This is a genomic window from Bradyrhizobium sp. SZCCT0231 (assembly GCF_018130245.1).
Taxonomy (GTDB): domain Bacteria; phylum Pseudomonadota; class Alphaproteobacteria; order Rhizobiales; family Xanthobacteraceae; genus Bradyrhizobium; species Bradyrhizobium japonicum_F.
The window spans coordinates 22,796-49,394 of the sequence record NZ_JAFCKP010000022.1 but is presented as its reverse complement, the minus strand read 5'-3'; the positions used below and the strand labels follow the sequence as shown (position 1 = coordinate 49,394).

Annotated in this window: 25 protein-coding genes; 13 read left to right on the top strand and 12 right to left on the bottom strand. The window is 64.8% G+C overall.

The genetic code is table 11. From position 1 onward, the window contains the following. Positions 1-98 precede the first annotated feature (98 nt). The 7 genes from JQ566_RS31275 to JQ566_RS31245 all read right to left on the bottom strand — a co-directional run bounded on the left by JQ566_RS31275 (position 99) and on the right by JQ566_RS31245 (position 5,597). Entirely contained in the window at positions 99-812 is a 714-nt protein-coding gene (locus tag JQ566_RS31275; protein WP_212379565.1) for an ABC transporter ATP-binding protein, read from the bottom strand. Then, the gene (locus JQ566_RS31270; protein ID WP_212379564.1) at positions 805-1,572 is read right to left on the bottom strand and encodes an ABC transporter ATP-binding protein; all 768 of its coding nucleotides are present in this window, start codon (positions 1,570-1,572) and stop codon (positions 805-807) included. Before JQ566_RS31270 ends, JQ566_RS31275 begins: the two co-directional genes overlap by 8 nt. Continuing rightward, positions 1,565-2,509, bottom strand: coding sequence for a branched-chain amino acid ABC transporter permease (locus tag JQ566_RS31265; RefSeq protein WP_212379563.1), 945 nt, complete (start codon positions 2,507-2,509; stop codon positions 1,565-1,567). The genes JQ566_RS31270 and JQ566_RS31265 overlap by 8 nt, the downstream gene beginning before the upstream one ends. Next, on the bottom strand, positions 2,506-3,423 hold the full coding sequence (locus JQ566_RS31260; RefSeq protein ID WP_212379562.1) for a branched-chain amino acid ABC transporter permease: 918 nt from the start codon (positions 3,421-3,423) through the stop codon (positions 2,506-2,508). The genes JQ566_RS31265 and JQ566_RS31260 overlap by 4 nt, the downstream gene beginning before the upstream one ends. A 474-nt stretch (positions 3,424-3,897) precedes the next feature. Continuing rightward, entirely contained in the window at positions 3,898-4,116 is a 219-nt protein-coding gene (locus JQ566_RS31255) for a hypothetical protein (RefSeq protein ID WP_212379561.1), read from the bottom strand. A 1-nt stretch (position 4,117) separates the two neighbouring features. Next, positions 4,118-4,774 (bottom strand): acyl-homoserine-lactone synthase, encoded by a 657-nt coding sequence (locus JQ566_RS31250; protein ID WP_212379560.1) that lies wholly within the window; start codon positions 4,772-4,774, stop codon positions 4,118-4,120. Between the two features lie 85 nt (positions 4,775-4,859). Continuing rightward, positions 4,860-5,597, bottom strand: a complete 738-nt coding sequence (locus tag JQ566_RS31245; RefSeq protein ID WP_212379558.1) for a helix-turn-helix transcriptional regulator — start codon at positions 5,595-5,597, stop codon at positions 4,860-4,862. Between the two features lie 167 nt (positions 5,598-5,764). Between JQ566_RS31245 and JQ566_RS31240 the strand changes: the two genes are divergently transcribed. From JQ566_RS31240 to JQ566_RS31200, 9 genes are all read left to right on the top strand, one after another. Next, positions 5,765-5,941, top strand: a complete 177-nt coding sequence (locus JQ566_RS31240; RefSeq protein WP_212379556.1) for a hypothetical protein — start codon at positions 5,765-5,767, stop codon at positions 5,939-5,941. A 410-nt stretch (positions 5,942-6,351) separates the two neighbouring features. Further along, positions 6,352-7,290 carry a LysR family transcriptional regulator gene (locus JQ566_RS31235; RefSeq protein WP_212379554.1) on the top strand — a complete coding sequence of 313 codons (939 nt, stop codon included), beginning with the start codon at positions 6,352-6,354 and terminating at the stop codon, positions 7,288-7,290. A gap of 133 nt (positions 7,291-7,423) precedes the next feature. After that, positions 7,424-8,302, top strand: a complete 879-nt coding sequence (locus JQ566_RS31230) for a shikimate dehydrogenase (protein ID WP_212379552.1) — start codon at positions 7,424-7,426, stop codon at positions 8,300-8,302. Between the two features lie 56 nt (positions 8,303-8,358). Next, a complete protein-coding gene (locus JQ566_RS31225) occupies positions 8,359-9,489 on the top strand; it encodes an ABC transporter substrate-binding protein (RefSeq protein WP_212379550.1) in 1,131 nt (376 codons plus the stop codon). A gap of 250 nt (positions 9,490-9,739) precedes the next feature. Next, the gene (locus JQ566_RS31220; RefSeq protein WP_212379548.1) at positions 9,740-10,615 is read left to right on the top strand and encodes a branched-chain amino acid ABC transporter permease; all 876 of its coding nucleotides are present in this window, start codon (positions 9,740-9,742) and stop codon (positions 10,613-10,615) included. Continuing rightward, the gene (locus JQ566_RS31215; RefSeq protein ID WP_212379546.1) at positions 10,612-11,610 is read left to right on the top strand and encodes a branched-chain amino acid ABC transporter permease; all 999 of its coding nucleotides are present in this window, start codon (positions 10,612-10,614) and stop codon (positions 11,608-11,610) included. Before JQ566_RS31220 ends, JQ566_RS31215 begins: the two co-directional genes overlap by 4 nt. After that, entirely contained in the window at positions 11,607-12,350 is a 744-nt protein-coding gene (locus tag JQ566_RS31210) for an ABC transporter ATP-binding protein (protein WP_212379544.1), read from the top strand. The genes JQ566_RS31215 and JQ566_RS31210 overlap by 4 nt, the downstream gene beginning before the upstream one ends. 10 nt (positions 12,351-12,360) lie before the next feature. Next, positions 12,361-13,098, top strand: a complete 738-nt coding sequence (locus JQ566_RS31205; protein ID WP_212379541.1) for an ABC transporter ATP-binding protein — start codon at positions 12,361-12,363, stop codon at positions 13,096-13,098. After that, positions 13,095-14,966: a bifunctional sugar phosphate isomerase/epimerase/4-hydroxyphenylpyruvate dioxygenase family protein gene (locus tag JQ566_RS31200; protein WP_212379539.1), complete on the top strand. Its 1,872-nt coding sequence runs from the start codon at positions 13,095-13,097 to the stop codon at positions 14,964-14,966. Before JQ566_RS31205 ends, JQ566_RS31200 begins: the two co-directional genes overlap by 4 nt. Positions 14,967-15,254: 288 nt before the next feature. On the opposite strand, the gene JQ566_RS31195 is transcribed toward JQ566_RS31200, so the two are convergent. Continuing rightward, positions 15,255-16,427 (bottom strand): ABC transporter substrate-binding protein, encoded by a 1,173-nt coding sequence (locus JQ566_RS31195; RefSeq protein ID WP_212379537.1) that lies wholly within the window; start codon positions 16,425-16,427, stop codon positions 15,255-15,257. A gap of 319 nt (positions 16,428-16,746) precedes the next feature. Between JQ566_RS31195 and JQ566_RS31190 the strand changes: the two genes are divergently transcribed. After that, on the top strand, positions 16,747-18,009 hold the full coding sequence (locus tag JQ566_RS31190; RefSeq protein WP_212379535.1) for an NAD(P)/FAD-dependent oxidoreductase: 1,263 nt from the start codon (positions 16,747-16,749) through the stop codon (positions 18,007-18,009). Between the two features lie 210 nt (positions 18,010-18,219). Here the strand turns inward: JQ566_RS31190 and JQ566_RS31185 are convergent, their stop codons facing one another. From JQ566_RS31185 to JQ566_RS31175, 3 genes are all read right to left on the bottom strand, one after another. Beyond that, complete coding sequence (locus tag JQ566_RS31185; protein WP_212379533.1) at positions 18,220-19,431, bottom strand: ABC transporter substrate-binding protein; 1,212 nt, start codon at positions 19,429-19,431, stop codon at positions 18,220-18,222. A gap of 61 nt (positions 19,432-19,492) precedes the next feature. Next, a complete protein-coding gene (locus tag JQ566_RS31180; protein WP_212379531.1) occupies positions 19,493-19,816 on the bottom strand; it encodes a 2Fe-2S iron-sulfur cluster-binding protein in 324 nt (107 codons plus the stop codon). 12 nt (positions 19,817-19,828) lie between these two features. Then, entirely contained in the window at positions 19,829-21,037 is a 1,209-nt protein-coding gene (locus JQ566_RS31175; protein ID WP_212379529.1) for a cytochrome P450, read from the bottom strand. Positions 21,038-21,120: 83 nt separating this feature from the next. Between JQ566_RS31175 and JQ566_RS31170 the strand changes: the two genes are divergently transcribed. Further along, on the top strand, positions 21,121-21,627 hold the full coding sequence (locus JQ566_RS31170) for a MarR family winged helix-turn-helix transcriptional regulator (protein WP_212379527.1): 507 nt from the start codon (positions 21,121-21,123) through the stop codon (positions 21,625-21,627). 364 nt (positions 21,628-21,991) lie between these two features. Here the strand turns inward: JQ566_RS31170 and JQ566_RS31165 are convergent, their stop codons facing one another. Continuing rightward, positions 21,992-23,839: a feruloyl-CoA synthase gene (locus JQ566_RS31165; protein ID WP_212379525.1), complete on the bottom strand. Its 1,848-nt coding sequence runs from the start codon at positions 23,837-23,839 to the stop codon at positions 21,992-21,994. Positions 23,840-23,989: 150 nt separating this feature from the next. Between JQ566_RS31165 and JQ566_RS31160 the strand changes: the two genes are divergently transcribed. Further along, on the top strand, positions 23,990-24,496 hold the full coding sequence (locus tag JQ566_RS31160; RefSeq protein ID WP_212379523.1) for a MarR family winged helix-turn-helix transcriptional regulator: 507 nt from the start codon (positions 23,990-23,992) through the stop codon (positions 24,494-24,496). Between the two features lie 194 nt (positions 24,497-24,690). Beyond that, positions 24,691-26,496, top strand: coding sequence for an allophanate hydrolase (gene atzF / locus JQ566_RS31155; RefSeq protein ID WP_212379521.1), 1,806 nt, complete (start codon positions 24,691-24,693; stop codon positions 26,494-26,496). Positions 26,497-26,599: the final 103 nt, after the last annotated feature.

Sequence of the window (26,599 nt, the reverse complement as noted above, 5' to 3'; positions counted from 1 at the left end):
TTCGCCGCGGCAGCCTGGATTGCTTCGCGGAGCCTGTCATCGGGCCGCGCTTTGCGCGGACCGGTTGGCTCGCAATGACGACGCTGCTGGAGCGGGGCTCAAATACCGAGATACTTGTGCTGCAAGTCCGGCTCGGCCATCAGCTCGTTCGATGTGCCGCTCCACACGGTTCTGCCGCGCTCGATGATGTAGTGGCGATCGCAGATGCGGGCGAGGTGGTCGACGTTCTTGTCGACGACCAGGATCGACTGTCCCCGGCTCTTGAGCAGCGACAGGCAGCTCCAGATCTCCTCGCGGATCAGGGGCGCGAGGCCTTCGGTCGCCTCATCCAGGATCAGGAGCTTTGGGTTCGTCATCAGCGCGCGGCCGATCGCGAGCATCTGCTGCTCGCCGCCGGAAAGCTGGTTGCCCATATTGGACGCACGCTCGGCAAGGCGCGGGAACAGCACGTAGATTGCGGCGAGTGTCCAGGGATTATTGCTGTTGAAGCGATCCGCCGCGGCCGCGACCAGGTTTTCGCGCACGGTGAGGTTCGGGAAGATCTGGCGTCCCTCGGGAACGAGGCCGACGCCGAGCTTTGCAATTCTGTAGGACGGAAGCTGCCGCACCTCGCCGCCAGCGAAGCGGATGCTGCCTGCGCGCGCCGGCGTCAGGCCCATGATGGAGCGGATGGTGGTGGTCTTGCCCATGCCGTTGCGGCCCATCAGCGAGACCATCTCGCCCGGCTTGATCGACAGCGACAGGCCGAACAGCACCTGGGACAGGCCGTAGCAGGTCTCGATGCCGTCGACGTCGAGCAGCGTGTCAGCCATGATGCGTCACCACGTGCTGATCGCCGAGATAGGCGCGCTTGACGTCCTCGTTCTGGCGGATGGCGGCCGGATCGCCGGAGGCGATGACGCGGCCATAGACCAGCACCGAGATGCGGTCGGCCAGCGCGAACACCGCCGGCATGTCGTGCTCGACCAGCACGATCGAGACTTCTTTCCGCAGCTCCTGGAGCAGCTTCACCATGCGCTGGGATTCGGTGACGCCGAGGCCGGCCATCGGCTCATCGAGCAGCAGCAGCTTCGGCTTGCTTGCGAGCGCGACCGCAAGCTCGAGCTCGCGCCGCTCGCCATGGCTGAGCCGGTTCACCACGACATCGGCGCGATGGGCGAGACCGACGCGATCGAGCGCGGCGTGGGCGGCATCGCGCAGGCCCTTCTCCTTGCGCGCGTTGGCGAAGAAGCGGAACGAGGTGCCGGCATGCGCCTGTGCCGCCAGCGCGACATTGTCTGCGGCGGTGAAGTCGAGCAGCAGCGAGGTGATCTGGAACGAGCGGGCAAGCCCCAGCGCGCAGCGGCGATAGGCCGGCAGATATGTGATGTCGCGCCCCGCCAGCGAGACGCTGCCGGAATGCGGCGCGAGATGTCCGGTGAGCTGGCTGATCAGCGTGGTCTTGCCGGCGCCGTTCGGACCGATGATGGCATGCAGTTCGCCGCTGGCGACGTCGAGCGAGACGTTGTCGGTCGCGATGATGCCGCCGAAGCGGCGCACCAGCTTTTCGACGCGGAGCAAGGGTTCAGCCACGGCCAGCCCTCCCGAGCACGCCCATGATGCCGCCGCGGCCGAACAGGACGATGAGCAGCAGCAGCGGGCCCATGATCAGCGCCCAGTATTCGGTGATCTGCGATAGGAATTCTTCAAGCAGCAGGAACACCACCGCGCCCATGACCGGGCCGAACAGCGTGCCCATGCCGCCCAGGATCACCATCACCATGAGGTCGCCGGAGCGCGTCCAGTACATCACGGCCGGGCTGACGAAATCGGTGTTGTTGGCGAGCAGCGCACCGGCAAGGCCGCACATGGTGCCTGATATGACGAAGCAGACCAGCTGGTAGCGCTTGGCGGGAAAGCCGATCGCCTGCATGCGCTGCTCGTTGGAGCGCAGGCCCTGCACCACGAGGCCGAAACGCGAATTGACGATGCGCCAGATCAGGAAGATGACGCCGAACAGGCAGGCGAGGCAGAGATAATAGAACTGCGTGCGGTTCGACAGATCGATCAGCCCGGAGAAATCGCTGCGCTTGTAGACGGTGAGGCCGTCATCGCCGCCGTAGCGCGCCAGGCCCGAGGCGACGTAATAGGCCATCTGGGCGAAGGCGAGCGTGATCATGATGAAGTAGACGCCGCGGGTGCGAAGCGAGAGCGCGCCGATCACGAGCGCATAGATCGCGGAGGCCGCGAGCGCGACCGGAAACTGGATGAAGCCGGAACCGACGCCTTCCTGCGCCAGCATGCCGACGGCGTAGCCACCGATGCCGAGATAGGCGGCATGACCAAAGCTCATCATGCCGCCGAAGCCCATGATGAGGTTGAGGCTCGCCGCCGCCAGCGCCAGGATGATGACGCGGGTGAACAGCGTCAGGATGAAGATGTTGCCGGACAGCTGCGAATAGAGTGGCAGCAGCACGAGGCCCGCCAGCATCAGGGCCGTGACGGCCTTGCTCACGCTCAAACTCTTCATCGACGGCTGGCCGGAAACAGCCCCTCCGGCCGCACCACCAGCACGATCGCCATCAGGAGATAGATCAGCATGGAGGACAGCGCGGGCGCGGCGGTAGAAGCGGCGGCGCCGCTCAGCACCTGCCGCAGCAGATTGGGCAGGAAGGCGCGGCCGAGCGTGTCGATCATGCCGACGAAGATCGCAGCCAGGAACGCGCCGCGGATCGAGCCGATGCCGCCGATCACGATGATGACGAAGGCGAGGATCAGGATGTTCTCGCCCATGCCGATCTGCACGGTCAGGATCGGCGCCTGCATCAGGCCGGCAAGACCGGCGAGCGCAGCTCCCAAGCCGAACACCAGCGTGTAGAGCAGCTTGATGTTGATGCCGAGCGCGCCGATCATCTCGCGGTTGGAGGCCCCGGCTCGGATCAGCATGCCGATGCGGGTGCGCATCACGCCGAGATAGAGCAAGAGCGCGACCAGCAACGCCACCGCGATGATGGCGAGGCGATAGGCGGGATAGTGAATGCCGGGCAGGATCGGCACCGGCACGGTGAGCCAGGCCGGCAGCGGCAGCGCCAGGCCCGCCGGGCCCCAGATCAGCCGTACGGCCTCGTTGAAGAACAGGATCAGGCCGAAGGTCGCGAGCACATGGTCGAGATGGTCGCGGCCATAGAGATGCCGGAGCGCCGTCACCTCCAGCACGATACCGAGCACCAGCGTGGCCCCTAACGCCATCAGCGCGCCGAGCAGGAAGCTGCCGGTCCAGGCCGCGAAGGTCGCGGCGAAATAGGCGCCCATCATATAGAGCGAGCCGTGCGCGAGGTTGACGAGATCCATGATCCCGAACACCAGCGTCAGGCCCGCAGCGAGGAGGAACAGCAGCAGGCCGAACTGCAATCCGTTCAAGAACTGTTCGACGACGAGCAGCATCAAGACTCTTTCAGGCGCACGCAGCGTCGCGCCGATGTTCGAACACAGTCGCCATCAGTGAAAGAGCTCCCCCTGCCTCTTCAAGGCCGAAAAATGGGTAATGGCAGTATCGTTCCGAGGCAAGAGCGATTCGACACCAAACATGCACTTTGTTGCATGCCGATGCATGCGATCGAAATCGATCTTGCAAGAAAGCTGCCGTGCAGGCTGGGGCAACCTGCCGCACCCAAACGAGCCCCCTCTCTCCGTTTGCCGCGGGCTCTCGCATATGACCCGTGCACTTTTGGGCACGATAGTCTCTACGTCGTCATGGCCGGGCTTGTCCCGGCCATCCACGCCTTGTCCGCAGCACGAAGAACGTGGTGCCCGGGACGAGCCCGGGCATGACGACCTCTTTTGAAGGTTCAAATGCGATCGCCCTCCCCCCGTCGCCGGGAGGAGGGCGTTGGAAAATGTCGGATCGAGGAGATGCGTCTAGTGCGACGTCATCTGCCGGGGAAGGTCGTCGGCTTCGGCGAGCACGCTGTTGGCCGTCGAGGCCTCCAGCGCCGCCATCCGGAACAGATAGGCGAGCGTCGCCAATCCAGAATCGTCCGCCATCTGCGCCAGTTCGAGCGCCATGTCCGACATGTAGCCGAGATTCTCGTCCTTCGTTTGCGCCATGATCTGGCTGTCCCGCATCATGTTCGACATCTCAGGCGCTCTTTCGTTGGGCGGCGAGGCCGCAAAGGTTGGCTCGGGCGATGCAGTCAATACGCGGACCGTCCTGCTGGACGACGCTCGTCAGCCCGATACGGTCACGCACGATATCAAGCGACTCCTGGCGGATATCGATCGTCGCGGCCATGGTCCAGGAATTCTCGACCAGCGCCGGCAATCCCAGCGGCGTCACGACGAATCCGATGTCATGGAAGCGCGGCAACCACCAAGTCTCCATGACGAGACAGAGTCGCTCGATGCCCTGATCGAGACAGAACTCCTGCGCTGCCGCCATCAATTGCAGATTGAACACGCCGTCGCGGCGCTCGCGCGAAACGAAGAATCGCGACCACTCCCAGGCCAGCGGGTCCGATGGGCAACCGCGCACCGCGGCGAGATGCGGGAAGACCTCGCTCATCATCGTCGGCTTGGTGGTCGGATACAGGCGGAAGCCGCCGAGCACCCGGCCGTATTCGAGAGCCAGCAGGTAGACCGCGTCCTCATTGTCGTAGGTATCGATCTCGCGCCCGTCGGGCTTGCGCAGCGCCTCCCATTTCCGCTCCTCGACAAAGATCTCATGACGGACCCGAAAATACTGTTCGAGGATGCCCTCGTAGAGGTGCCGATTGACGACAGAAATCACATGAATCATGAACTCCCCCTTGGCTCGAAATGGGGGGAGCCTCAGCGAAAAAGGCAAAGCCGACTATTGGGAAATTTCCCAGTAGGCGAGGATTTCAAGGACTGATGATTCTGTGGCGGATCGCGATCGCGACCGCATGCGTCCGGTTGACGGCGCCGAGCTTGCGCGCGGCAGTTGCAAGATGCTCTTCCGCCGTGCGTTGCGTGATGTTGAGGATCTCGCCGATCTCCCAGGCGGACTTGCCTTGCGAGGCCCAGGCGAGCACCTCGCGCTCGCGGGGGGTGAGCCGGGTCGACGGATGCGGCGTTGGATCGAGCAGACGGCGAATGTGATCAAAGCCGTACATCGCGATCAGATGCAGCGCCGGCTTGCTGCGGGCGTTGAGATCGAGATGGACGCCACCGAGCGAGACGCCGGCCTCATAACCGGTCAAGCCGTGGATCGGCACGACGAAGCCGCGCGACATGCGGAAATCGGCGGCGCGCCGCATCACCTCTACTGCGCCCGGCTCCAGCTCCGGATCATACGGCGCTTCGGACCACTCGAAAGGGTTCACCGTCTGCCGGCATTTGCGGATCACGGGATCGACGCGGTCGTAGCTCTTTTGGGTGTAGAGGCTGAACCACTCCGCCGGCCACTTCTTGGCGAGCACCATCTGGGAGAAGCGCTGATCGGGATTGGGCAGGCCCGTTACGATGATGTGTTCGAAGCCGTATCGGCCGAACGCGGTCGAAAGCGCATCCACGGCGTCCGGAACCTTGGTATAGGCGCTAAGCCCCTCGATGAAGTCGAGCGCCTCCCGGCCATAATCTACGGCATCTGCGGCAGACATCGGTGCGTTTCCTGAACCTCGCCCTGCCATATAGCATGTATTTGGGGGCTACCTCAATTCGCTGCTCCGTAGTTTGCCGGTGTTCCGCCTGCTCCGAAGATTTAATCTACTTGTGGAAGAAGTGAGGTCAAGTTACACCTGAGCGCGTCCGAAGCGGGAAAACCACGATGGAAGACGAGGACATCGCCCTCAACAGCGTGCTCGGCCTGGAATTGAACCGCGTGTTTTTTGCCGTCCGCGAAACGGCCAACAAGCAGAAGATCATCGAGTTTGCGCGCGAGGTGCTGCAAAGCGAGCGCGCGGAGCCCGATGACCGCGTGTCGCCCGAGGGCCCGGCGAGCTAGAACGCAGTTGCAACAAACGACGCCGAAGCCACACATCGCGCGACGACGCCCTTCCATTTGAACGTGCTGGATTTGGTCGAAACACTCTGACCGCGAAGTTGGGCTTCCCTTCTCCCCTTGTGAAGATGGTTGACGTGTCCGGCCGCACTCGCGTGCCCCGGACGCAGCGCAGCGTCTCTTCGACGATGCGCTGCAGAGCCGGGGCCCAGCCATCCGACATTTCCCCTCCGGCTGTCTGGGTCCCGGCTCTGCGCCGCAACGCCAAACGCGTTGCAGCGCGTCCGGGACACGAGAGCAGCTCGCCAGCCTCCGTCCACATCGACGCACACTTGCCGCTGGATGGCATCACGACTCTCGTGAGATGATCGCCGCCACGATCGTCTTTCGGATGCCAAGGACATTTCAAGGCCATGATGACGCTACGCCAGGTTGAAGTGATCCGTGCCGTGATGGTGACGGGCACCATCGGCGGCGCGGCGAAGCTGCTCAACGTATCGGCGCCGGGCATCAGCCGTCTGGTCAAATACACCGAACGCTCGCTCGGCATCCGCTTCTTCCAGCGCCAGAACGGGCGCTACTTCCCGACGCCGGAAGCCGAGAACATCTTCGAGCAGATCAACGGGGTCTACAAGAAGGTCGACGATCTCTCCGAGATCATCTCCAAGATCGGCCGCGGCGGCCTGTCGGAGCTGCGCATCGGTTCGGTGCCGAGCATCTCGCAGGTGATGGTGCCGCGCGCGATCGAGCGCGTCCGCCGCCGCTATCCCGATCTCGGCATCGACATCAACATCCTCAAGCTCGAGGAAGCCATCGACTACCTGATGCTCGGCCGCGGCGAGTGCGTCGCGATGAGCTACCGGCTGGAGCATTCCGGGCTCGACTTCATGCCGCTCGCCTCGGGCGAGCTCTATTGCATCGTGCCGCCGGGCCACGAGCTGGCCGGCCGCAAGCAGGTCTCCGCCGCCGAGATCACCCGCTATCCGCTGATCGGCATCGATCCCAACGACCCTTACGGCCGAATCATGGCCGGGATCTTTGCGCGCAACCGGCTCGACTACAACATCACCATCCGCGCGCGCTTCGGCACCACGGTCTGCGCGCTGGTGAAGGCGGGGCTCGGCATCGCCATCATCGACCAGTTCACGGTCGCCCATGGCGGCTATCCCGGGATCGAGCTTCTGAAGATCACCGAGCCGACGCGGTTCGACACCTACATCGCAGTCAAGCGCGGCACGCCGCTGTCGCTGCATGCGGAGTACTTCATCGAATCCCTGCGCACCGAGATGCGTGCGGTCGAGCCGTCTCGCGGCAATGGCAAGGCCGCCCTGGCACGCGGGCGAAAGAAATAACATGATGTTAGGTTTGCTGGATAAAAGGGTAATTGTGTTAGGCGGCGGAAAGGCTATCGTCGCAACTGGAATTGCGCGGGCTTCCCCGCTAATGGCCGGGGACCGGACGCTCCCAACGAGACGATAGCCAACCATGCCGAAGCGCGGATACGCCGCCAGCAAGAAGCTTCTCACCGGCCTGATCGGCGCCCCGATCGCGCATTCCGCGTCCCCCGCCATGCATGAGCGCGCCGCCGAGGCGCTTGGCCTGCGCGGCCATTACCAGCTCATCGAAGTCGCCGGCGCCGACGCGGCCGAGCTGCAGATGATGCTCGAAGGCGTGCGGCGGCTCGGCTTTGCCGGCGTCAACGTCACCTATCCTTACAAGGAAGCAGTGGTCCCGCTGCTCGACGCGCTGGCGCCGGGCGCAGCCGGCATGGGCGCGGTCAACACCGTCGTCGTCGGGGATGGCCGGCTGACCGGCCACAACACCGACACCACGGGTTTTGCACGGGCGGTGGCTCCATTGCTGGCGCCGTCCGGCAACGCCGTCGCCGTGATTGGCGCCGGCGGCGTCGGCAAGGCCATCGCGTTCGCATTGGCGAGCCTGAAAGTGGCCGACATCCGCATTTTCGACAGCGAGCCGGCGCGCGCCGAGAAACTCGCCTCGCTGCTTGCCAGACAAGGCGGCGCGACGGTGGCTGGAAGCGTCGAGGATGCGCTCGATGGCGCAACCGGTCTCGTCAACGGCACGCCGGTCGGCATGCTGCCGAGCCGTGACACGCCGGTACCGGCGGCGCTGCTCAGGCCGGACCTGTGGGTCGCCGACGCCGTCTATTCGCCGTTGATCACGCCGCTGCTTGCCGCAGCGCAAGAGAAAGGCGCCCGGATCATGACCGGGCGCGAGCTCGCGATCTACCAGGCCGCCGACGCCTTCGAACTGTTCACGGGCCTTGCCCCATCGACCGAGATCATGGGAGAGGCTTTTGATGCCGTGATGGCGGCGCGCAGCGCAGCCTATCAGGCAGCTTGAGGCGAAGCGGCCGGATACAAGGCCGCTGGCAAGATTTGAAACGGGAGGAGAGGACGATGAAATCAACGCTATTGGTGGGCGCGCTGCTCACCGCCATGACCGCAACGAGCGCCCTTGCCCAGGCGATCAAGCTCGCCGACGTTGCCGAGCTCTCGGGCGGCGGCGCCACTGTCGGCACCAACTGGAAGAACGGCATCGACCTCGCGATTGAGGAGATCAACGCCAAGGGCGGTGTGCTCGGCCGCAAGCTCGAGGTCACCCACGCCGACTCGCAGTCCAACCCCGGCGTGGCGCGCGCCCAGGTGCAGAAGGCGCTCGACGCTGAACCTTACGTGCTGCTCGGGCCCGGCTATTCCGGCTCGGTGAAGGTGACCGCGCCGCTGGCGGCCGAAGCCGGCATCGCGCAGATCATGGGCGGCGAAGCCGCCGAGCTGACGCAAGCAGGCAACAAGTTCCTGTTCCGCACGTCGTTCGGCCAGCAATCCTCGATGCCGAAGGTCGCAAAGTACATTCACGACGAGATGAAGGCGAAGACCGTCGCGGTGGTCTGGGTCAACAACGACTTCGGCCGCGGTGGCCGCGACGTCGTGGTCAAGGAGCTCGACCGGCTCGGCTCCAAGGTTGTTGCCGATCTCTCCACTGAGGCGGGCCAGGCCGATTTCGCCGCCGACGTCGGCAAGATCAAGGCTGCCAACCCCGACGCCGTCTTCGTCTATCTCAACGAAGAGGAGAGCGCGCGGATCCTGAAAGAGCTGAAGCGCCAGGGCGTCACCGCGCCGCTGATGGGCGAGACCACGCTGATCGGCCAGAAGGTGATCGAGCTCGCCGGCGACGCCGCCAACGGCGCGCGCGGCCATGTCGGCCTCACCACCGACGCGCCGGTCGATCTGATCAAGGCGTTCCGCGAGAAGTTTTCCAAGAAGTACAATTACGTCCCCGATCATAACGGCCTGAAGGGCTATCTCGCGGTCTACATGGTGAAGGCCACCACCGAGAAGATGGGCAAGGTCGATCCGAAGAAGTTCGCCGACACGCTGCACGGTCTCACCATCAAGGCGGCGGACGAGCCGGGCATCCTGATGGACGTCACCTTCAGCGACACCGGCGACATCGACCGCCAGAGCTTCCTGGTCGAGGTGGTCGAAGGCAAGCAGGTGGTGAAGCAGGTGCTGCCGAAAGTGAAGTGATCTTCGCCTCTCCCCGCGCCTGCCTCGCCGAAGCTTCAGCGAACGCGGATGCGGGGATTTCTTCTCCCTCGCCCCGCTCTTCGCGGGGAGAGGGTCGGGGTGAGGGGTGCTTCCGCAGTCACGGTGACAGCTGAGTTCGCGGATAGAGCCCCTCACCCCACCCTCTCCCCGTAAGAACGGGGAGAGGAAGAGATAGACCTGAATTCGCGGCACTCCAGTTCACTCGGGCTCCAACGATCAAAGAGAACCCATGTCCAACCTATTTGATCTTCTGGTCGCGGGACTTGCCACCGGTGCGATCTATGCGCTGGTTGCGGTCGGCTTCACGCTGCTGTGGCAGACCTCGCAGACCATCAATTTCGCGCAAGGCGAGTTCGTGATGCTGCCGGCGTTCCTGATGCTGGCGGCGATGCATGTGGGCGCGCCGTTCTGGCTCGCGATCATCCTTGGCATCCTCCTGTCGATGATCCTGCTCGGCCTTGCCTTCAAGCTGCTGCTGGTGGACCCGATGATGCGTCACGGCGTGCTGCCGCTGGCGATTGCGACCATGGCGCTTGCGATCGGCATCAAGGAGGCTGTCAAGCAGTTCTTCAGCGCCGAGGCCTCGCCCTTCCCGTCGATCGTGCCGACCGGTGATATCTCAATCCTCGGCCACGCCGTGTCGCTGCAAAGCATCGGCGTCCTCGTCGTCGCCATTCTCGCCGTCCTTGGACTGACGACACTGCTGAACCGCACCTCGCTCGGCCACCAGATGCAGGCGGCGGCGCAGAACCCGACGGTGGCGCGCATCATTGGCGTCCCGGTCGAGCGCATGATCCTGCTGACCTTCCTGATCAACGCCTTCCTGGTGGCGCTGGCCTCGCTGCTGATCACGCCGATCTACCTCGCAAAGTTCTCGTCAGGTGAGGTGCTGGGCCAGGCCGCCTTCATCGCGGCGATCGTCGGCGGCTTCAACCAGGTGCGCGGCGCGATCGCCGGCGGCCTGTTGATCGGCGTGCTCGACAATCTCGCGGCCGCCTATGTCTCGACGCAGTACCGCGCCGCCGTGCCGATGATCTTCCTGATCGCCGTCATCCTGTTCCGGCCGCAGGGCTTGCTCGGCCGCGCCGAGGAGCGCACCGTATGAGCGGCTTCGCCAAACCGTTGAAGATCGCGCTCGGCCTTGCCGTCATCGCCGCGCTGATCGTGGTCCCCATGAACTTCAACCGCTATGGCCTGTTCATCCTCAGCCAGTGGGCGGTGATGAGCATCGCCGCGATGGGGCTGAATCTCACGCTCGGCTACGCCGGCCAGGTCTCGCTGGCTCAAGGAGCCTTCGTCGGCATCGGCGCCTATGCGGCGGCGATCATGACCACGCATGGCTGGCCGCTGCCGGCGGCGATCCTTGTCGCGATCGTGTTGAGCTTCGCGGTCGGCTGGGTGCTCGGCTATCCCGCGCTGCGCGTGCAGCACCATTACCTCGCCTTCGTCACGCTCGCCTTCTCGACGCTGGCCTTCCTCGTGTTCCGCAACGAGAGCTGGCTCACCGGCGGCATCTACGGCATCTCCAACATCCCGCGCCCGCACATCTTCGGGCTGGCAACCAACAGACCGCTGCCGTTCTATTATGTCTGCCTCGGTTCGCTTGCGATCGTCTCGCTCGCCGTGTGGTGGCTGATCCGCTCGCCCTGGGGCCGCGCCTTCATGGCGCTACGCGAAAATCCGCTGCGCGCGCAATCGCTCGGCGTCGACACGCGCCGCTACACGCTGATGGCCTTCGCAATCGGCTCGGCGCTCGGCGGCGTCGCCGGCGCGCTCTACGCGCCGCTGACGCAATATATCGACCCCGTGCCCTTCAACCTGTCGCTCTCGCTCGACCTGTTGATGATGGTGATCGTCGGCGGGGCCGGTTTCTATTTCGGTCCGTTCCTGGGGGCGATGATCGCGGTGCTGCTGCCGGAATGGCTGCGCTTCACCGAGGGCTACTATCTGATGCTGTACGCGGTCGCCGTGATGCTGCTGCTGATCTGGTCGCCGACCGGCATTCTGGGAATCCTGGATCGATATCTCGCCGAACGACGCACCAAGGCGGCGTCCGCGCTGCGCGCCGTCGCAAAATCCCGCCTGGAGACGGTGCAATGAGTGCGGTTCTCGAAGTCACCGACATCAAGAAGAGCTTTGGCGGCATCCACGCCGTCAACGGGGTCTCGTTCGACGTACGCGAGGGCGAGATCCTCGGCCTGATCGGTCCTAACGGCTGCGGCAAGTCCACGCTGTTCAATTGCATCCTCGGCCAGCTCACGCCGTCGGGCGGCGAGGTGAAGCTCGACGGGCAGGTCGTCACGGGCCTGCGCCCCTCCGAGCTCAACAAGCTCGGGGTCAGCCGCACCTTCCAGCTGCTGCAGGTGTTCCCGAAGCTCTCGGTGCGCGAGAACCTGATCCTTGCGGGCCAGGAGCACCAGGGCAACATGGCCTCGCGCCTGGTCGGCCGCTCCGACGCCGGACTGACGGAGGCCGCCAACCAGATGATCGGCTTTTTCAAGCTCGACCATCTCGCAGACGAGCCCGCGGGCGGTCTCTCCTACGGCCAGCAGAAACTGCTCGATGCCGCCATGGCCTTCATGGGTGGCCCGCGCCTGGTGCTGCTCGACGAGCCCGCCGGCGGTGTCAATCCGTCGATGCTGGCTGACCTGAAGGAGCGCCTGGTCGCGATCAACCGCGAGAAGGACGCCACCTTCGTAGTGATCGAGCACAACATGGAGTTCGTGATGTCGCTCTGCTCGCGCGTGATGGTGATGGCGGAAGGCAAGGTGCTGGCAATGGGACGGCCGGACGAAGTGCGCAAGAACCCCGCCGTGATCGAAGCTTATCTAGGACATTGAGGAGCCGACCATGAGCGACCCGATCCTCTCGGTTCACAACCTCGTCGGCGGCTACGGCAAGATGACGATCCTGAACGGCACGAGTTTCGCCGTGCCGGAGGCGACCATCACCACCATCATCGGCCCCAACGGCGCCGGCAAGTCCACCGTGTTCAAGGCGATCTTCGGACTGCTCAAGCTGCGTGACGGCAAGATCAGCTTTGGGGGTCGCGACGTCACCAATTTGAGCCAGCGCGCACTGCTCAATGCCGGCATCTGCTACGTGCCGCAGGGCCGCAACATCTTCCCCGAGTTGTCCGTGCGCCACAATATCGAGCTCGGCGGCGTCGCCGCCGACAAGGGCCTCGACCTGCCCAGGCGGATCGAGGCTGCGCTGGACCTATTCCCGGCGCTGCGCCGCAAATCGGCACAGCAGGCCTCGACGCTATCGGGCGGTGAGCAGAAGCAGCTCGAGATCGCCCGCTCGCTGCTGCTCGAGCCGAAGCTGGTGCTGATCGACGAACCCTCGATCGGCCTGTCGCCGCTGATGGTGCAGCAGACCTTCGATATCCTCAAGAGCCTGCGCGACCGCGGCGTCACCATCCTGATGATCGAGCAGAACGCGCGCTCGGCGCTCGAAATCTCCGACATCGGCATCGTGCTCGAGCTCGGCCAGACCCGCATGGTCGACAAGGCGGAGCGCATTTTGAACGATCCCCGCATTGGGCAATTGTTCCTTGGGGGCGCGATGGAGGACAACGCAGCATGACCAAACGCTCGATCGCGACCGTCTCCCTTTCAGGCGCCCTCGACGAAAAGCTCCGTGCCGTCGCGGCCGCGGGTTTCGACGCGGTCGAGATTTTCGAGAACGATCTGCTGTCGTTCGGCGCGAGCCCACGAGACGTCGCAAAGCTCTGCCGCGATCTCAATCTCGAGATTTGCGCGTTCCAGCCGTTTCGCGATTTCGAGGGCATGCCGGAACCGCAGCGCTCGCGCAATTTTGCCCGCGCGATGCGCAAGTTCGATCTGATGCAGGAGCTCGGGACCGATCTCTTGCTGATCTGTTCCAACGTGTCGCCCGCCTCGCTCGGCGGCATCGACCGCGCCGCGGACGATTTTCGCGAGCTCGGCGAGCGCGCCGCCAAACGTGGCTTGCGCGTCGGCTACGAGGCACTGGCCTGGGGCCGCCACGTCAACGACTACCGCGATGCCTGGGAGATCGTGCGCCGCGCCGATCATCCCGCGATCGGCGTCATCCTCGACAGCTTCCATGCGCTGGCGCCGGGCTTTCCGACCCGCGCGATCGCCTCGATCCCCGGCGACAGGATCTTTCTGGTGCAGCTCGCGGACGCGCCAAGGCTCGAGCTGGACATCCTGTCCTGGAGCCGGCACTTCCGCTCCTTCCCCGGCCAGGGCGACTTGCCGGTCGGCGAGTTCATGGCCGCGATCGCGGCGACCGGCTATGCCGGGCCGCTGTCGCTTGAAATTTTCAACGACCAGTTCCGCGCCGGCTCGGCCGCGCAGACTGCGATCGACGGCCTGCGTTCGCTGATCCTGCTGGAGGACCAGCTCGCACCGGATTGGCCGAAATTTGCCAGCGAGCCGCTGGCGCCGAAGGCCAAAAGCCGCGGCACCGGCTTCGTCGAGTTCGCCGTCAACGAGACCAAGGCCGGTGAGCTTGCCCGCCTGTTTTCGCAGCTCGGCTTCCGCAAGACCGGCCAACATCGCAGCAAGGCGGTGGAGCGCTGGTCGCAGGGCAAGGTCGAGCTTGTCGTCAATTGCGAGACCGACGGCTTTGCGCATTCGCATTACGTCACTCACGGCCCCGGCGTCTGCGCGATCGCGCTCGACGTCGACAATGCCGGCCTTGCCATGCAGCGCGCCGAGGCGCTGAAGGCGCGCACCTTCTACCAGCCGGTCGGGCCAGGCGAGTTGGAGATCCCGGCCATCCACGGCGTCGGCGGCAGCCTGCTCTATTTCCTGGATCAGGCCGGCAAGAACTGGGACACCGATTTCGAGCCGATCGCAAGCGATGCAAGCGCCGATGCCCTGGTCGCCGTCGACCACATCGCGCAGTCGATGCCCTATGACGAGATGCTGTCCTGGCTGTTGTTCTACACCGGCATTCTCGACCTGAAGCGCCTGCCGCAGATGGAGATCGCCGATCCCAGAGGCCTCGTGCAAAGCCAGGCCATCATCAACGCCGATCAGAGCCTGCGCTTCGTCCTCAACGGCTCCTCCGCCAACCGCACCCTGCCGGCGCGCTTCATCTCGGAATTCTTTGGCTCAGGCGTGCAGCATGTCGCCTTCGCGTGCCGGGACATCTTTGCGACGGTCGCCGCGATGCGCAAGCGCGGCGCGGACTTCCTGGATATCCCCGAGAACTACTACGACGACATCGAAGCCAAGTACGACCTCGCCCCCGAGCTGATGGCACAGCTGCGCGCCAACCACATTCTCTACGACCGCGAGGGCGACGGCGAATTCTTCCAGGTCTACACCCACATTTTCGACGAGCGCTTCTTCTTCGAGATCGTCGAGCGCAGGAATTACCAGGGTTTTGGCGCAGCCAACGCCGGCATCAGGCTCGCGGCGCAGGCCCGCGAGGTGCGGCCGGCGAGCATGCCAAGGGTGTGACGACCTCTCCCTTCGCCTCTCCCCGCTTGCGGGGAGAGGCCGGAATTCGAGCGCAGCTTGAATTCCGGGTGAGGGGGAATCTCCGCGAGTCACATCGCAATCGGGAGCAACGCTCCCTCAACACCTCATTGCGAGCCACCGGGTCCGCGCGAAGCGCGGCCCCGGTGGCTCGCAATGACGATGTGGGGACTATTGAGGAATTCAAGCAACTCCGTCCTCGGGGAGAGAGAGCCCCTCACCCCACCCTCTCCCCGTAAGAACGGGGAGAGGGAGAGGAGACAGTCCACCTCACTTCATCTTGCACTTGTCGTGGAAGCGATCCTGGTCGTTCTCGACGATGGTGGCGACGGTCTTCAGCGCGAGCTGGCCTTCGGAATCCTTGACCACATCCTGCAGGTAGAAGTTCTGGATCGGGATGTGGTTGTTGCCGTACTTGAAGGCGCCGCGCACCGATTTGAAGTTCACCTTCTCCATCTCGGCCTTCATCTCGTCCTTCTTGGAGGTGTCGCCTTTCACGGCGACGACGGCGCTGTTGATCAGGTTCGCGGCGTCATAGGACTGCGCGCCGTAGAAGGTCGGGCGCAGGCCGGTATGCTTCTTGCGGTAGTCGGCGACGAAGCGCTTGTTCTGCTCGTTGGGGAGATCGTTGACCCATTGCTGCGCGCCGGGCACCCCGAGCGCGTTCTCCTTCTGGAGCGGCAGGGAGAGCTCGTCGATGGTGAAGGCGGTGTAGAGCGGCATCGTGCTCTTCAGGCCGGCCTGCGCATATTGATTGAGGAATTGCACGCCGGCGGCACCGGGGTAGAACACGAAGATCGACTCGGCGCCGGAGGCACGCGCCTTGGAAAGCTCGGCGGAGAAGTCGAGCTGGCTCGGCCACACCGTGTATTCCTCGCCGACGACCTGACCCTTGAAGGTGCTCTTGACGCCGGCCAGCATGTCCTTGCCGGCGGCGTAGTTCGGGCCGATCAGGAATACGGACTTGACGCCCTTCTGGTTCATATAAGTACCGACCGCCTGCGGGGTCTGGTCGTTCTGCCACGAGGTCGAAAACACGTAAGGCGAGCACAGCTCGCCGGCGAGCTGCGACGGGCCGGCGTTGGCCGAAATCAGGAAGGTCTTCGAATCCACCGCGGTCTTGAGCGAGGCCAGCAGCACGTTCGACCAGATATAGCCGACGATGAAATCGACCTTGTCGGACTGCACGAGCTTCTCGGTCTTCTGCTTGCCGACGTCGGGCTTCTGCCCGTCGTCCTCGTAGATCACCTCGACCGGCTTGCCGCCCATCTTGCGGCCGAGATGGTCGAGCGCGAGCTCGAAGGAGTTGCGCATGTCGTTGCCGATCACGGCGGTCGGGCCGCTGAAGGTCGAGACGAAACCGATCTTGACGGTGTCGCCGGCGAATGCCTGATTTGCCAGCACCAGCGCCGCTGCGCCCGCCAGCCAAAATGCCGTCCTCATAACCACTCCCCTCCTTATTATCGGTCCCGGAAACGGGGTGATCGCCGCCCCGGGCCTGTTTCTATTGAACGCAAAATTTGTCGAGCCGCCAATGGCTCAGCGCCCGCCCTGCACCATATTTCGCCTCAATTGGCGATGGCAAGAAATATAATTCTACTCACTTCGGCCGAGGCCGGCCCAGGGCCTGCGGCGCTTTTTCGCGCCAGATCGATGCAATCGATACATCAGGCCTATGCGGCCATTGATGACGGCTATTGGACCGCGGCGCCCAATCCGCACTTAAATGATAGAGAGCAGCAGCGAGATTCGAGGGTGCATCATGGCCGCAAATCCCCATCGCGTCGTCATCGTCGGCGCCGGCTTCGGCGGGCTGGAGGCGACCTACCGGCTGGCGGGCGCTCCGGTCGAGATCACGCTGATCGACCGCCGCAATCATCATCTGTTCCAGCCGCTGCTCTACCAGGTCGCGACCGCCTCGCTTGCGACCAGCGAGATCGCCTGGCCCATTCGCCATCTCATGCGCGACCGCCGCGAGGTGACGACGCTGTTTGCCACAGTGAGCGGTGTCGACACGGCACGTCGCTGCGTGCTGATCGACGACGGCAGCGAGGTCCCCTACGACACGCTGGTGCTCGCCACCGGTGCGCGGCACGCCTATTTCGGCCATGACGAATGGGAGGCATGGGCGCCCGGCCTGAAGACGCTGGAGGATGCGACCACGCTGCGCCGACACATCCTGGTGGCGTTCGAACGCGCCGAGCGCGAGACCGATCCGGCGCGGCGCGCGGCGCGGCTGACCTTCGTCATCGTCGGCGCCGGCCCGACCGGCGTCGAGCTCGCCGGCACCATCGCCGAGATGGCGCATCACACCCTGCCCGCCGATTTCCGCAACATCGACACGACCAAGGCCCGCGTGGTGCTGATCGAGGCCGGGCCGCGTGTGCTCGCGGGCTTCGCCGACGACCTCTCGGCCTACGCACAGGCCTCGCTGGAAAAGATCGGCGTCGAGGTCGTGCTGGGACAGGCCGTCACCGAGATCAACCGCGAGGGCGTCGTGTTCGGCGGCCAACTGCTCGAGGCGAAGACAAGAATCTGGGCCGCCGGCGTGCGCGCCTCGCCCGCCGCGGAGTGGCTGGGCGCACCCAGCGATCGTGCCGGGCGCGTGCAGGTCGAGGCCGACCTCACCATATCAGGCCATCCCGAGATCTTTGCGATCGGCGACACCGTCAGCATCAATGCCTGGGATGGCAAGCCCGTGCCCGGCATCGCGCCGGCCGCCAAGCAGCAGGGCCGTCATGTCGCCGAGACCATCAAGGCGCGGCTGCGCGGAGAGACAAAGGGCGCGTTCCGCTACAAGCATGCCGGCAGCCTCGCGCAGATCGGAAAACGGCTCGCCGTGATCGACTTCGGCAAGGTCAAGCTGCGCGGCACCATCGCATGGTGGATCTGGGGCATCGCCCACATCTACTTCCTGATCGGCCTGCGCCACCGCCTCAGCGTCGCCCTGAGCTGGCTCTGGATCTACGCACGAGATCAGCGCGCGGCGAGGTTGATCACGCAGGGAAGCAGCAAGGTGGTGTAGAAGGCGATGACGCAGCGTGGCCCTCTTACCCTCCCCTGGAGGGGGAGGGTCGGCTCACATGGAGCGCAGCGAAATGTGAGACGGGGTGGGGTGACGGTCTCTCCACATCCAACAGTGCCCGAGTGGAGAGATCACCCCACCCCGCTCGCGCTGCGCGCGATCGACCCTCCCCCTCCAGGGGAGGGTGAAAGATCGCGCTCCTAGCTACATTCACTTCACCAGCTCACATCCGCCTTCTGCCAGCGGGCGGAACGCCTGCTCCGCGGGAATCGTTGAGACCAGCTTGTAGTAATCATATGGATATTTCGACTCTTCCGGCTTCTTCACCTCGAACAGATACATGGGATGCACGACGCGGCCATCCTGGCGGATCGTGGTGTCTCCGAACAGCTTGTCCTTGCCCTTGAACTTCTTCATCTCGGGCACGGCGTCCTTGGCATTGTCGCTGCCGGTCGCCGCGACCGCGTTGAGATAAGCGAGCGTCGAGGCATAGACGCCGGCCTGGTTGCCGCTCGGCATCTTGCCGTTCATGCCGGGCCGTGCAGCAAAGCGTTTGGCGAAGGCGCGGGTGTCGTCGTTCATGTCCCAGTAGAACGCTTCCATGAGCTGGAGACCCTGCGCGACCTTGATGCCCATGCCGTGGACGTCGTTGATGAAGAGCAGGAAGGCGACGAGCTTCTGGCCGCTCTGCTGGATGCCGAACTCGGCGGCCTGCTTCACCGCGTTGATGGTGTCGCCGCCTGCGTTCGCCAACCCAATCACCTGCGCTTTGGAGCCCTGCGCCTGCAACAGGAAGGACGCGAAATCGGAGGTGCCGAGCGGATGCTTCGAGGAGCCGAGCACCTTGCCGCCATGCGACTCGATGTATTTCTGCGCCTCCGCCTCGATCCCCTTGCCGAGGGCGTAATCGACCGTGAGGAAATACCAGTCCTTGCCGCCGCGCGACATCATCGCGGCTGCCGTGGTGTTGCCGGTCGCCCAGGCGTCGTTGACCCATTGGATGGTGTTGGGCGAGCAAGCCTTGCCGGTAAGGTCCGAGCTCGCGGTCGAGGACGCCAGGAAGGTCATGCGGCTGTCGCGCAGCAGCGTGTTGATGGAGAGGCCGACGGCCGAATTCGGCACGTCGACAATGGCATCGACGCCTTCGACATCGAGCCATTTGCGCGCGATGGCATTGCCGACATCGGCCTTGTTCTGGTGATCGGCATAGACGATCTCGACCTTGATGCCTTTGCCGCCGCCGTTGAAATCCTCCGCCGCCATGCGCGCGGCCTCGACCGAGCCCATGCCGTTGGTGTCCTGGAAGATGCCGGAGATGTCGTTGAGCACGCCGATGCGTACGACGTTGTCCGATATCTCGGCGGTCGCCGCGCCGGTTATCAGGCTCGCGGCCAGCGCGAGCGTCCACTTCAGATGCTTCATCATTCCCTCCCCTGTTGGATCGATTGCCGCGCCGGTCGATGCCGGCGCGTTTGAGAAAAAATCAGACCTGCCGTTCGGGCAGTCTCAGCACGAGCCCATCGAGTGCGGGCGTGATCTTGATCTGGCAGGACAGCCGGCTGTTCGGCAGTCGCTCGCTCGCGGTACCGTCGAGCAGCGCATCCTCGTCGTCCGCCATGTCCGGCAGGCGCGCGAGCCAGCTGTCATCGACGTAGACGTGGCAGGTCGCGCACATCGCGTTGCCGCCGCATTCGGCCAGGATGCCGTCGAGGCCGTGACGGGTCGCGGCCTGCATGGCGCTTTCGTCGCCCGCGGTCTCGACGCGATCGGACTTGCCGTCGGGATGGATAAAGGTGATGGCGGGCATCAAGACTCCTCGTCAGGCCGGGGTGATGGTGACCGGCAGGCTGTCGAGCCCGCGCAGAGTGTTGTTGAAGCGGCGCTTCGGCTCGCCCGTGATCTCGATCTTCGCGATGCGCCGGGCCAGTGCCGTCAGCATCACCTCGCCTTCGAGGCGGGCGACGAGCTGGCCGACGCACATGTGGATGCCGGAGCCGAAGCCGACATGGCCGGAGGTGCGGCGGGTGATGTCGTAGCTGTCCGGCTCGTCCCAGCGGCGCGGATCGCGATTGGCTGCCGCGAGGAACATCAGCACCTTCTCGCCCTCGCCGATCCTCGCGCCTGACAGCTCGACCTCGCGCGTGGTGGTGCGAAAGAAGGTCTGCACCGGGCTTTCGAAGCGCACAGCTTCCTCGAAGGCTCCGCGCGCCAGCGTGAGATCCTCGCGCAGGCGCTGCCATTGATCCGGAAAGCGTGCGAGACAATAGAGCGCCGCACCGATGCCATTGACGGTGGTGTCGAGGCCGGCCGACAGCAGCGAGCGCACTAGCAGCGGCGCTTCGGTGGGCGTGATAGCACCCTCGTCGACCTGCGCATGAATGCAGGCGCCAAAGCCGCCGGGCGCAAGGTTCTCCCGCTGGCATTGCTCGGCAACATAGGCCTGGTGAGGCATCGACCGTTCGATCGCCTCCTGGCGCAACTGGTTGGGCGGACCGAACGCGTTGAACACGACGCTGGCATAGGGAATCAGATGCTCGCGCCCCTCCGGCTTGAGGCCGAGCGCATCCGGAAAGATCGATAGCGGATAGGCTTCCGCAAGGTCGGTGATCGCATCGAAGCTGCGCTTGTCCAGCAGCGCATCCACCCGCTCCACCGCCGCCGCGGCAAAACGATCGCGCACCTGCTTCATCACGGTCGGCGACAGCACTTTTGACAGCACGGCGCGGGTGCGGGTGTGCGCAGGTGGATCGGCCTCGAGGATCAGGCTCGGCGGCCGCCACGGCGTCTCCTTCTTGAAGTCGGACAGCCCGACGCCGCGGCTGGAGCAGAAGGTGGCGGGATCGTTCAGCACGGCATGGACCTCGGCATAACGCGCCACGCCATAGACCTTCCATTTGTCGAGATAGACCACGGGCCCCGCCTCCCGCAGCAGCTCATGCGTGGGATAGGGGTCGGCAAAAAAAGTCATGTCGAAGGGGTCGACGTCGAGATGCGGGACTCCCGATCCCGCGGAGCCGGATCCGGTCATGGAAGACCTCCCTCATTTTGATCTTGTGAAAGGGCAGCGCATGCCCTTAGGTCTCTGGGCACGCCGCGAGTCAGAAGCCCGATATGCCGCCGTCCTCGACCAGAGCCCGCCAGAAGCCCGCGCCCGCTGATGCGGGGCCGACGCTCGATCTCGAGCGTTACGTCCCGGCGTTCATTACCTTCATCGCCAACAAGCTTTCGAATAGTGCGACCGGGTTCTATCAGAAGCAGTTCGGCGTCAACGTCACGGAATGGCGAATCATGTCGCTGCTGGCGATCGAGCCCGGCATTCCCGCCTCGCGCATCTGCCACGTCATCGGCTTCGACAAGGGCCCGGTGAGCCGGACGCTCGCGGGTCTGGAGAAGCGCGGGCTGATCTCGATCCGCACCGACCCCAATGACGGCCGCACTCATTCGATCTCGCTGACCGCAAGGGGTCGGGCCACGCATGACAAGGTGATCGTGGCGGCATTCGAGCGCGAACGGCGCCTGCTGTCGTGCCTGAGCAAGGACGAGCGCGAGGTGCTGATCGATCTGCTCCGCCGGCTGCACGAAAATCTCGGCGCGGTGACGGACAGCAGCTACAGCTGACGCGCCGCGTCGCGGCTGCGTCGTGCTGACGTCTTCAGGCATGCGCCCGCGTTTGCCCGCGGCACCATTCCTGCCGAGCATTGTTTCCTCCAAGATCGGACGCAGCGGTTCGCCCGCCGTCGTCTTCGTCCGGAAGGGTTCGCACAAATTAGTTGCTTAGGCAACAAAAGAATCGGCAGGATATTGCGACAGGATGGCTGGCTTATCGGCGCCGCCCGCTCGCGTGTCGCGGACGCGGCGCGGCATGAAATGACGCGACGCAGAGCCGGGACCCAGGCGCCGCGTGCACGACGAGAGATGGGCCCCGGCTCTGCAGCGCATCACTGCGTGCTGCGCTGCGTCCGGGGCACGAGAGATGCTAGTGTTACAGCCCGATCCACTCTTCCGACGCATCATCATTCAACCGCGCCACCGCCTCCGCACGTCGCGTCAGCACGGCGCGCTGGTTGATGTAGCCCTTGTCGGTGATCTCGCCGCCGTCGACTGATGGCGGCTCGGCGAGCAGCAGCGCACGCGTGGCGTGGCCGGAGGAGTTTGCGCCCTGCTGCTTCAGCTTTGCGAGACCGTGCGCGATCGCACTGCGGACCTTGGCATGCGCCAGCACATCGCCCACAGCGGCCGTCTCGGGCAGCCCGGCAAGGGCGCGGCAAGCTGCGATGTTCGGAAACACCAGGAAGCGCACCTCGTCGCCGCCGTGACCGGCGACGACGATGTCCTGCGCCAGCGGCGCCAGCGCAGCGATGCCGGCAACGCGCAGCGTGCCGACGCTGACCCAGGTGCCGGAGTTGAGCTTGAAGTCTTCGGCGACGCGGCCGTCGAAGAACAGGCCGCGCTCGGGCCGCGCGCTATCGGCAAGCTTCACGGCGTCGCCGATCAGATAGAAGCCCTCTTCGTCGAAGGCCTGCCTGGTCAGTTCCGGCGCCTTCCAATAGCCCGGCGTGACATTGGGGCCGCGCACCCGCACCTCGAGCTTGTCGCCCGACGCGACGAGCTTCAGCTCGGTGCCGGGAATGGGCACGCCGATGTTGCCGGAGCGCTCGGCGAGGAAATGACAGTCGGTGGCGAGCGGTGAGGTTTCCGTCGAGCCCCAGGCCGAGACCATCGGCAGCGTGCGACCTACGGTCTTGGTCGAAAGCTCTGCCAAGGCATCCCACAGATTCTGCGGCAGCGCCGCGCCGGCATAGAAGGCGAATTTCACCTCGCTGAAGAAGCGGCGACGCAGCTCATCGTCGGCGCGCAGCGCCGCGATCAGCATGTCGAAACCGCGCGGCACATTGAAATAGACCGTCGGCATCACGCTTTTCAGATTGGCGAGCGACGTCGCGAAGAGACCAGGCGCGGGCTTGCCGCCGTCGATGTACAGCGAGCCGCCATTGCGCAGCACGAGATTGAAATTGTGATTGGCGCCGAACGTATGACTCCAGGGCAGCCAATCGAGAATGACGAGATCGCGGCTCTGTTCTAGGAAGGTCCAGGTCTGCGCCTTGGCTTGCTGGCTGGAGGTCAGCATGCGCTGGGTGTTGATGACTGCCTTGGGCGTGCCGGTCGAGCCCGAGGTGAACAGGAATTTTGCGATCGTATCAGGCGTGAGCGCAGCAAAGGCTCTTGCAACGTCAGGCGTCTCGGGCGTTGCCGCAACGGTGCGGAACGCGAGCGCGTCGGCGTCATCGGCATTGCCGCTGATGATCTGTGCCTGGTGCAGCGGCCTGATGGCAGCCAGCGCTGGCGCGAATGGCTTGGTCGCAGAGACATAGATCGCGCCCGGCCCGAGCAGCGCAATCATGCTCTTGAGCTTGTCGAAATCCTTCGACATCAGCGAATAGGCCGGCGAGATCGCCGCCGAGGGCACGCCCACATGCTGGGCGGCGAGCGCGAGCAGCGCGTGATCGATGCCGTTGTCCGAGAGGATCGCGAGCGGGCGATGCGCGCTGAGCTTTTGCGCCAGGATCCAGGACGCAGCGGCGCGCACCTTCCGCAGCGCCTGCGCATAGGTGACGGTGGTCCAGGGCGCTTCGACATTGCCGCGTTCGGCCAGGAAGATCGCATCCGGCGTTTGCCGCGCCCATTGCTCCAGCCAGTCGCCGACGCAGCGCGCGCCGTCGCGCAACGGATCCGGCGATCGCAGCACGATGCTGCCGTCGCCGCGATGCTCTGCGACGGTCCTTGGCGTTGCGAACAGGCCTGCAACGTCACCACCTGGAGCGACTGTCATGTGTTTCCTCCTCCACCCGATACAGGATCGGCCGCAGCCTCGTTCCGGGCCGCTTTGGCCATAATGTTGGGCACGGCAATTGTTGTCGTCAACAACAATCTTTCTCTCGAGGCCGCGCGGCGCTAGGATTGCGCGACAGGAGACACCGACGTGACAGCCAATCCAGCCCGGGCCGACATCCACCTCTCCGCACGCAAGCGCGCCGGCAACGGCGCGGCACCTCGCGACGTCGCCGATGACATCGGCCTCGATGCCCTGGTCGGCCACGCCGGATATGCGGTGCGACGCTTCCAGATCTGGATTTTCCAGGACTTCATCAGGACGCTCGGCGATGTCGACATCAGGCCGACGCAATATTCGGTGCTGACGGTGATCGGCGCCAATCCGGGCCTGTCACAGATGGCGGTGGCAAAGCGCCTCGGCATCGAGCGCGCCCGCCTGGTGCATTTGCTCGACAGCCTCGAACAGCGCAAGCTGGTGAAGCGGACCAAGTCGAAGGAGGACCGGCGCTCCCATGCGCTGCACCTCACCGCGCAGGGCGAGACGGCGCTGGCGAAGTTCAAGCGTCTCGCCGCCGAGCATGAGCGGCATGTCGAGGCCAAGATCGGCAAGGCGAACCGGGAGCAGCTGCTTCGGATCCTTGCGGGCTTCACCTGATGTCGACCGCCCATGATTTGGGCAGATGCACGCCATAGGCCGCCGTTGCAACGACCTATGCGCCTGCCGGAATATCCCTCAAGCCACTGATCGCACGATAATAACCGGAGTTTCCGTCCTGCCCGGATAATGTACACAATGGCACATCGCTTGCTTCACTCGGGGTGAGGACGAATTGCCGGAGTTTGGACGCCATGGGGGCTGAACAGCCTGAAACGATCGCCGCGATCGTGGCCGCGCATCGCGCGGACACGCTGACGCCGGCAGAGACGATCGCGCGGACCTATCGGCGCATCCGCGATCACAACGATCCTGCCGTGTTCATCAGCCTGCGCGACGAGAAGGACGCGATCACAGAGGCCGACAAGATCGCAGCCCGGGCGGATGCTGCCAGCCTGCCGCTCTACGGCGTGCCGGTCGCGGTGAAGGACAATATCAACGCGCTGGGCTTCCCGACCACGGCGGCCTGCCCGGCTTTCTCCTATACGCCCGCCCACGACTCGACCGCGGTGGAGCGGCTGCGCGCGGCGGGCGCCATCATCATCGGCAAGACCAATCTCGACCAGTTTGCAACCGGCCTCGTCGGCGTGCGTTCGCCTTATGGCATCCCGCGCAACTCGATCCGCGAGGATCTCATTCCCGGCGGCTCGAGCTCGGGCTCGGCCACCGCCGTCGGCGCCGGCCTGGTTCCGTTGTCGCTCGGCACCGACACGGCTGGCTCTGGCCGCGTGCCGGCGATGCTCAACAACATCGTCGGGCTGAAGCCGAGCCTCGGCATGATCTCGACCGCGGGCCTGGTGCCGGCCTGCCGCACGCTCGACTGCATTTCGGTGTTCGCACTGACAGTGGACGATGCCGCGCTGGCGCTGTCGGTGATGGCCGGCCCGGACCAGGCCGATCCATTCTCGCGCGACCGGCCGCTTGGCGCGATCACGCAATTCCCCGCGAATCTGCGCCTCGGCGTGCCGCGCAACGGGCAGCTGATCTTCTTCGGCGACAAGAAGGCGGAAGCCGCGTACAGCGATGCAGTGAAGCGATGGACTGCGCTTGGAGCCACGCTCGTCGAGTTCGACCTCGAGCCGTTCTACGAGACGGCGCGGCTGCTCTATGAAGGGCCGTGGGTCGCCGAACGTTATCTCGTGATCAAGGATCTGCTGGCATCCGCGCCCGACGCGATTCACCCCGTCACCCGCGAAATCACCGCGGCCGGCGCGCGGCTGACTGCGGCGGAGACCTTCTCGGCGCTCTACCGTTTGCAAGGCCTGCGCAAGATCGCCGAGCGCACGTTTGCGAATATCAACGCGCTGGTGCTGCCGACGGCGCCGACGGCCTACACGACCGCACAGGTGCTCGCCAACCCGATCGAGCTCAACAGCCGGCTCGGCACCTACACCAACTTCGTCAACCTGCTCGACCTCTGCGGCCTCGCCGTGCCGGCATCGATGCGCGCCGACGGCACTCCGTTCGGCATCACGCTGCTGGCGCCCGCAGGCCGCGATGCGATGCTGGCCAGCATCGGCCGCGTCTTCCATGCCGATACGAAGCTGACCGTTGGCGCCAAGGGCGTCGCGCAGCCCGCACTCGCGCCGCTGCCTGCCAGCAGCGACGACGAGATTCCGATCGCGGTGGTCGGTGCGCATCTGTCCGGCATGGCGCTGAACGGCGAGTTGAAGGCGCTGAACGGACACCTGATCGAGGCGACAAAGACTGCGTCCGACTACAAGCTCTATGCGCTCAATACCACGCCGCCGAAGCCGGGCCTGCTGCGCGTCGAAGCCGGCAAGGGTGCGCCGATCGAGCTGGAGATCTGGTCGCTGTCTGCGGCGGCGTTCGGCAAGTTCGTCAACGCCATTCCCGCGCCGATGGCGATCGGCACGATCCGGCTTACTGATGGGCGCAGCGTGAAGGGTTTTCTCGTCGAGCCCGAGGTGCTGGGCGAGGCGCGCGATATCACAGCGTATGGCGGGTGGCGGAAGTATATGGAAGCAACGAAGACGTAGCTCTCGTAGGGTGGGCAAAGCGAAGCGTGCCCACCATCACCGTCAATTTGGAGAGACGGTGGGCACGGCGCTTTGCGCCTTTGCCCACCCTACCGCACCGAGC

Bases quoted from the DNA above. Each gene is read 5' to 3' on its own strand.
- JQ566_RS31190 (WP_212379535.1), top strand. From the start codon at position 16,747: ATGGCCGCAAATCCCCATCGCGTCGTCATCGTCGGCGCCGGCTTCGGC.
- JQ566_RS31245 (WP_212379558.1), bottom strand. From the start codon at position 5,597: ATGTCTGCCGCAGATGCCGTAGATTATGGCCGGGAGGCGCTCGACTTC.
- JQ566_RS31205 (WP_212379541.1), top strand. From the start codon at position 12,361: ATGAGCGACCCGATCCTCTCGGTTCACAACCTCGTCGGCGGCTACGGC.
- JQ566_RS31235 (WP_212379554.1), top strand. From the start codon at position 6,352: ATGATGACGCTACGCCAGGTTGAAGTGATCCGTGCCGTGATGGTGACG.
- JQ566_RS31175 (WP_212379529.1), bottom strand. From the start codon at position 21,037: ATGACCGGATCCGGCTCCGCGGGATCGGGAGTCCCGCATCTCGACGTC.
- JQ566_RS31215 (WP_212379546.1), top strand. From the start codon at position 10,612: ATGAGCGGCTTCGCCAAACCGTTGAAGATCGCGCTCGGCCTTGCCGTC.
- JQ566_RS31200 (WP_212379539.1), top strand. From the start codon at position 13,095: ATGACCAAACGCTCGATCGCGACCGTCTCCCTTTCAGGCGCCCTCGAC.
- JQ566_RS31240 (WP_212379556.1), top strand. From the start codon at position 5,765: ATGGAAGACGAGGACATCGCCCTCAACAGCGTGCTCGGCCTGGAATTG.
- JQ566_RS31230 (WP_212379552.1), top strand. From the start codon at position 7,424: ATGCCGAAGCGCGGATACGCCGCCAGCAAGAAGCTTCTCACCGGCCTG.
- JQ566_RS31165 (WP_212379525.1), bottom strand. From the start codon at position 23,839: ATGACAGTCGCTCCAGGTGGTGACGTTGCAGGCCTGTTCGCAACGCCA.
- JQ566_RS31265 (WP_212379563.1), bottom strand. From the start codon at position 2,509: ATGAAGAGTTTGAGCGTGAGCAAGGCCGTCACGGCCCTGATGCTGGCG.
- JQ566_RS31225 (WP_212379550.1), top strand. From the start codon at position 8,359: ATGAAATCAACGCTATTGGTGGGCGCGCTGCTCACCGCCATGACCGCA.
- JQ566_RS31275 (WP_212379565.1), bottom strand. From the start codon at position 812: ATGGCTGACACGCTGCTCGACGTCGACGGCATCGAGACCTGCTACGGC.
- JQ566_RS31220 (WP_212379548.1), top strand. From the start codon at position 9,740: ATGTCCAACCTATTTGATCTTCTGGTCGCGGGACTTGCCACCGGTGCG.
- JQ566_RS31250 (WP_212379560.1), bottom strand. From the start codon at position 4,774: ATGATTCATGTGATTTCTGTCGTCAATCGGCACCTCTACGAGGGCATC.
- atzF (WP_212379521.1), top strand. From the start codon at position 24,691: ATGGGGGCTGAACAGCCTGAAACGATCGCCGCGATCGTGGCCGCGCAT.
- JQ566_RS31170 (WP_212379527.1), top strand. From the start codon at position 21,121: ATGCCGCCGTCCTCGACCAGAGCCCGCCAGAAGCCCGCGCCCGCTGAT.
- JQ566_RS31210 (WP_212379544.1), top strand. From the start codon at position 11,607: ATGAGTGCGGTTCTCGAAGTCACCGACATCAAGAAGAGCTTTGGCGGC.
- JQ566_RS31260 (WP_212379562.1), bottom strand. From the start codon at position 3,423: ATGCTGCTCGTCGTCGAACAGTTCTTGAACGGATTGCAGTTCGGCCTG.
- JQ566_RS31195 (WP_212379537.1), bottom strand. From the start codon at position 16,427: ATGAGGACGGCATTTTGGCTGGCGGGCGCAGCGGCGCTGGTGCTGGCA.
- JQ566_RS31185 (WP_212379533.1), bottom strand. From the start codon at position 19,431: ATGAAGCATCTGAAGTGGACGCTCGCGCTGGCCGCGAGCCTGATAACC.
- JQ566_RS31180 (WP_212379531.1), bottom strand. From the start codon at position 19,816: ATGCCCGCCATCACCTTTATCCATCCCGACGGCAAGTCCGATCGCGTC.
- JQ566_RS31255 (WP_212379561.1), bottom strand. From the start codon at position 4,116: ATGTCGAACATGATGCGGGACAGCCAGATCATGGCGCAAACGAAGGAC.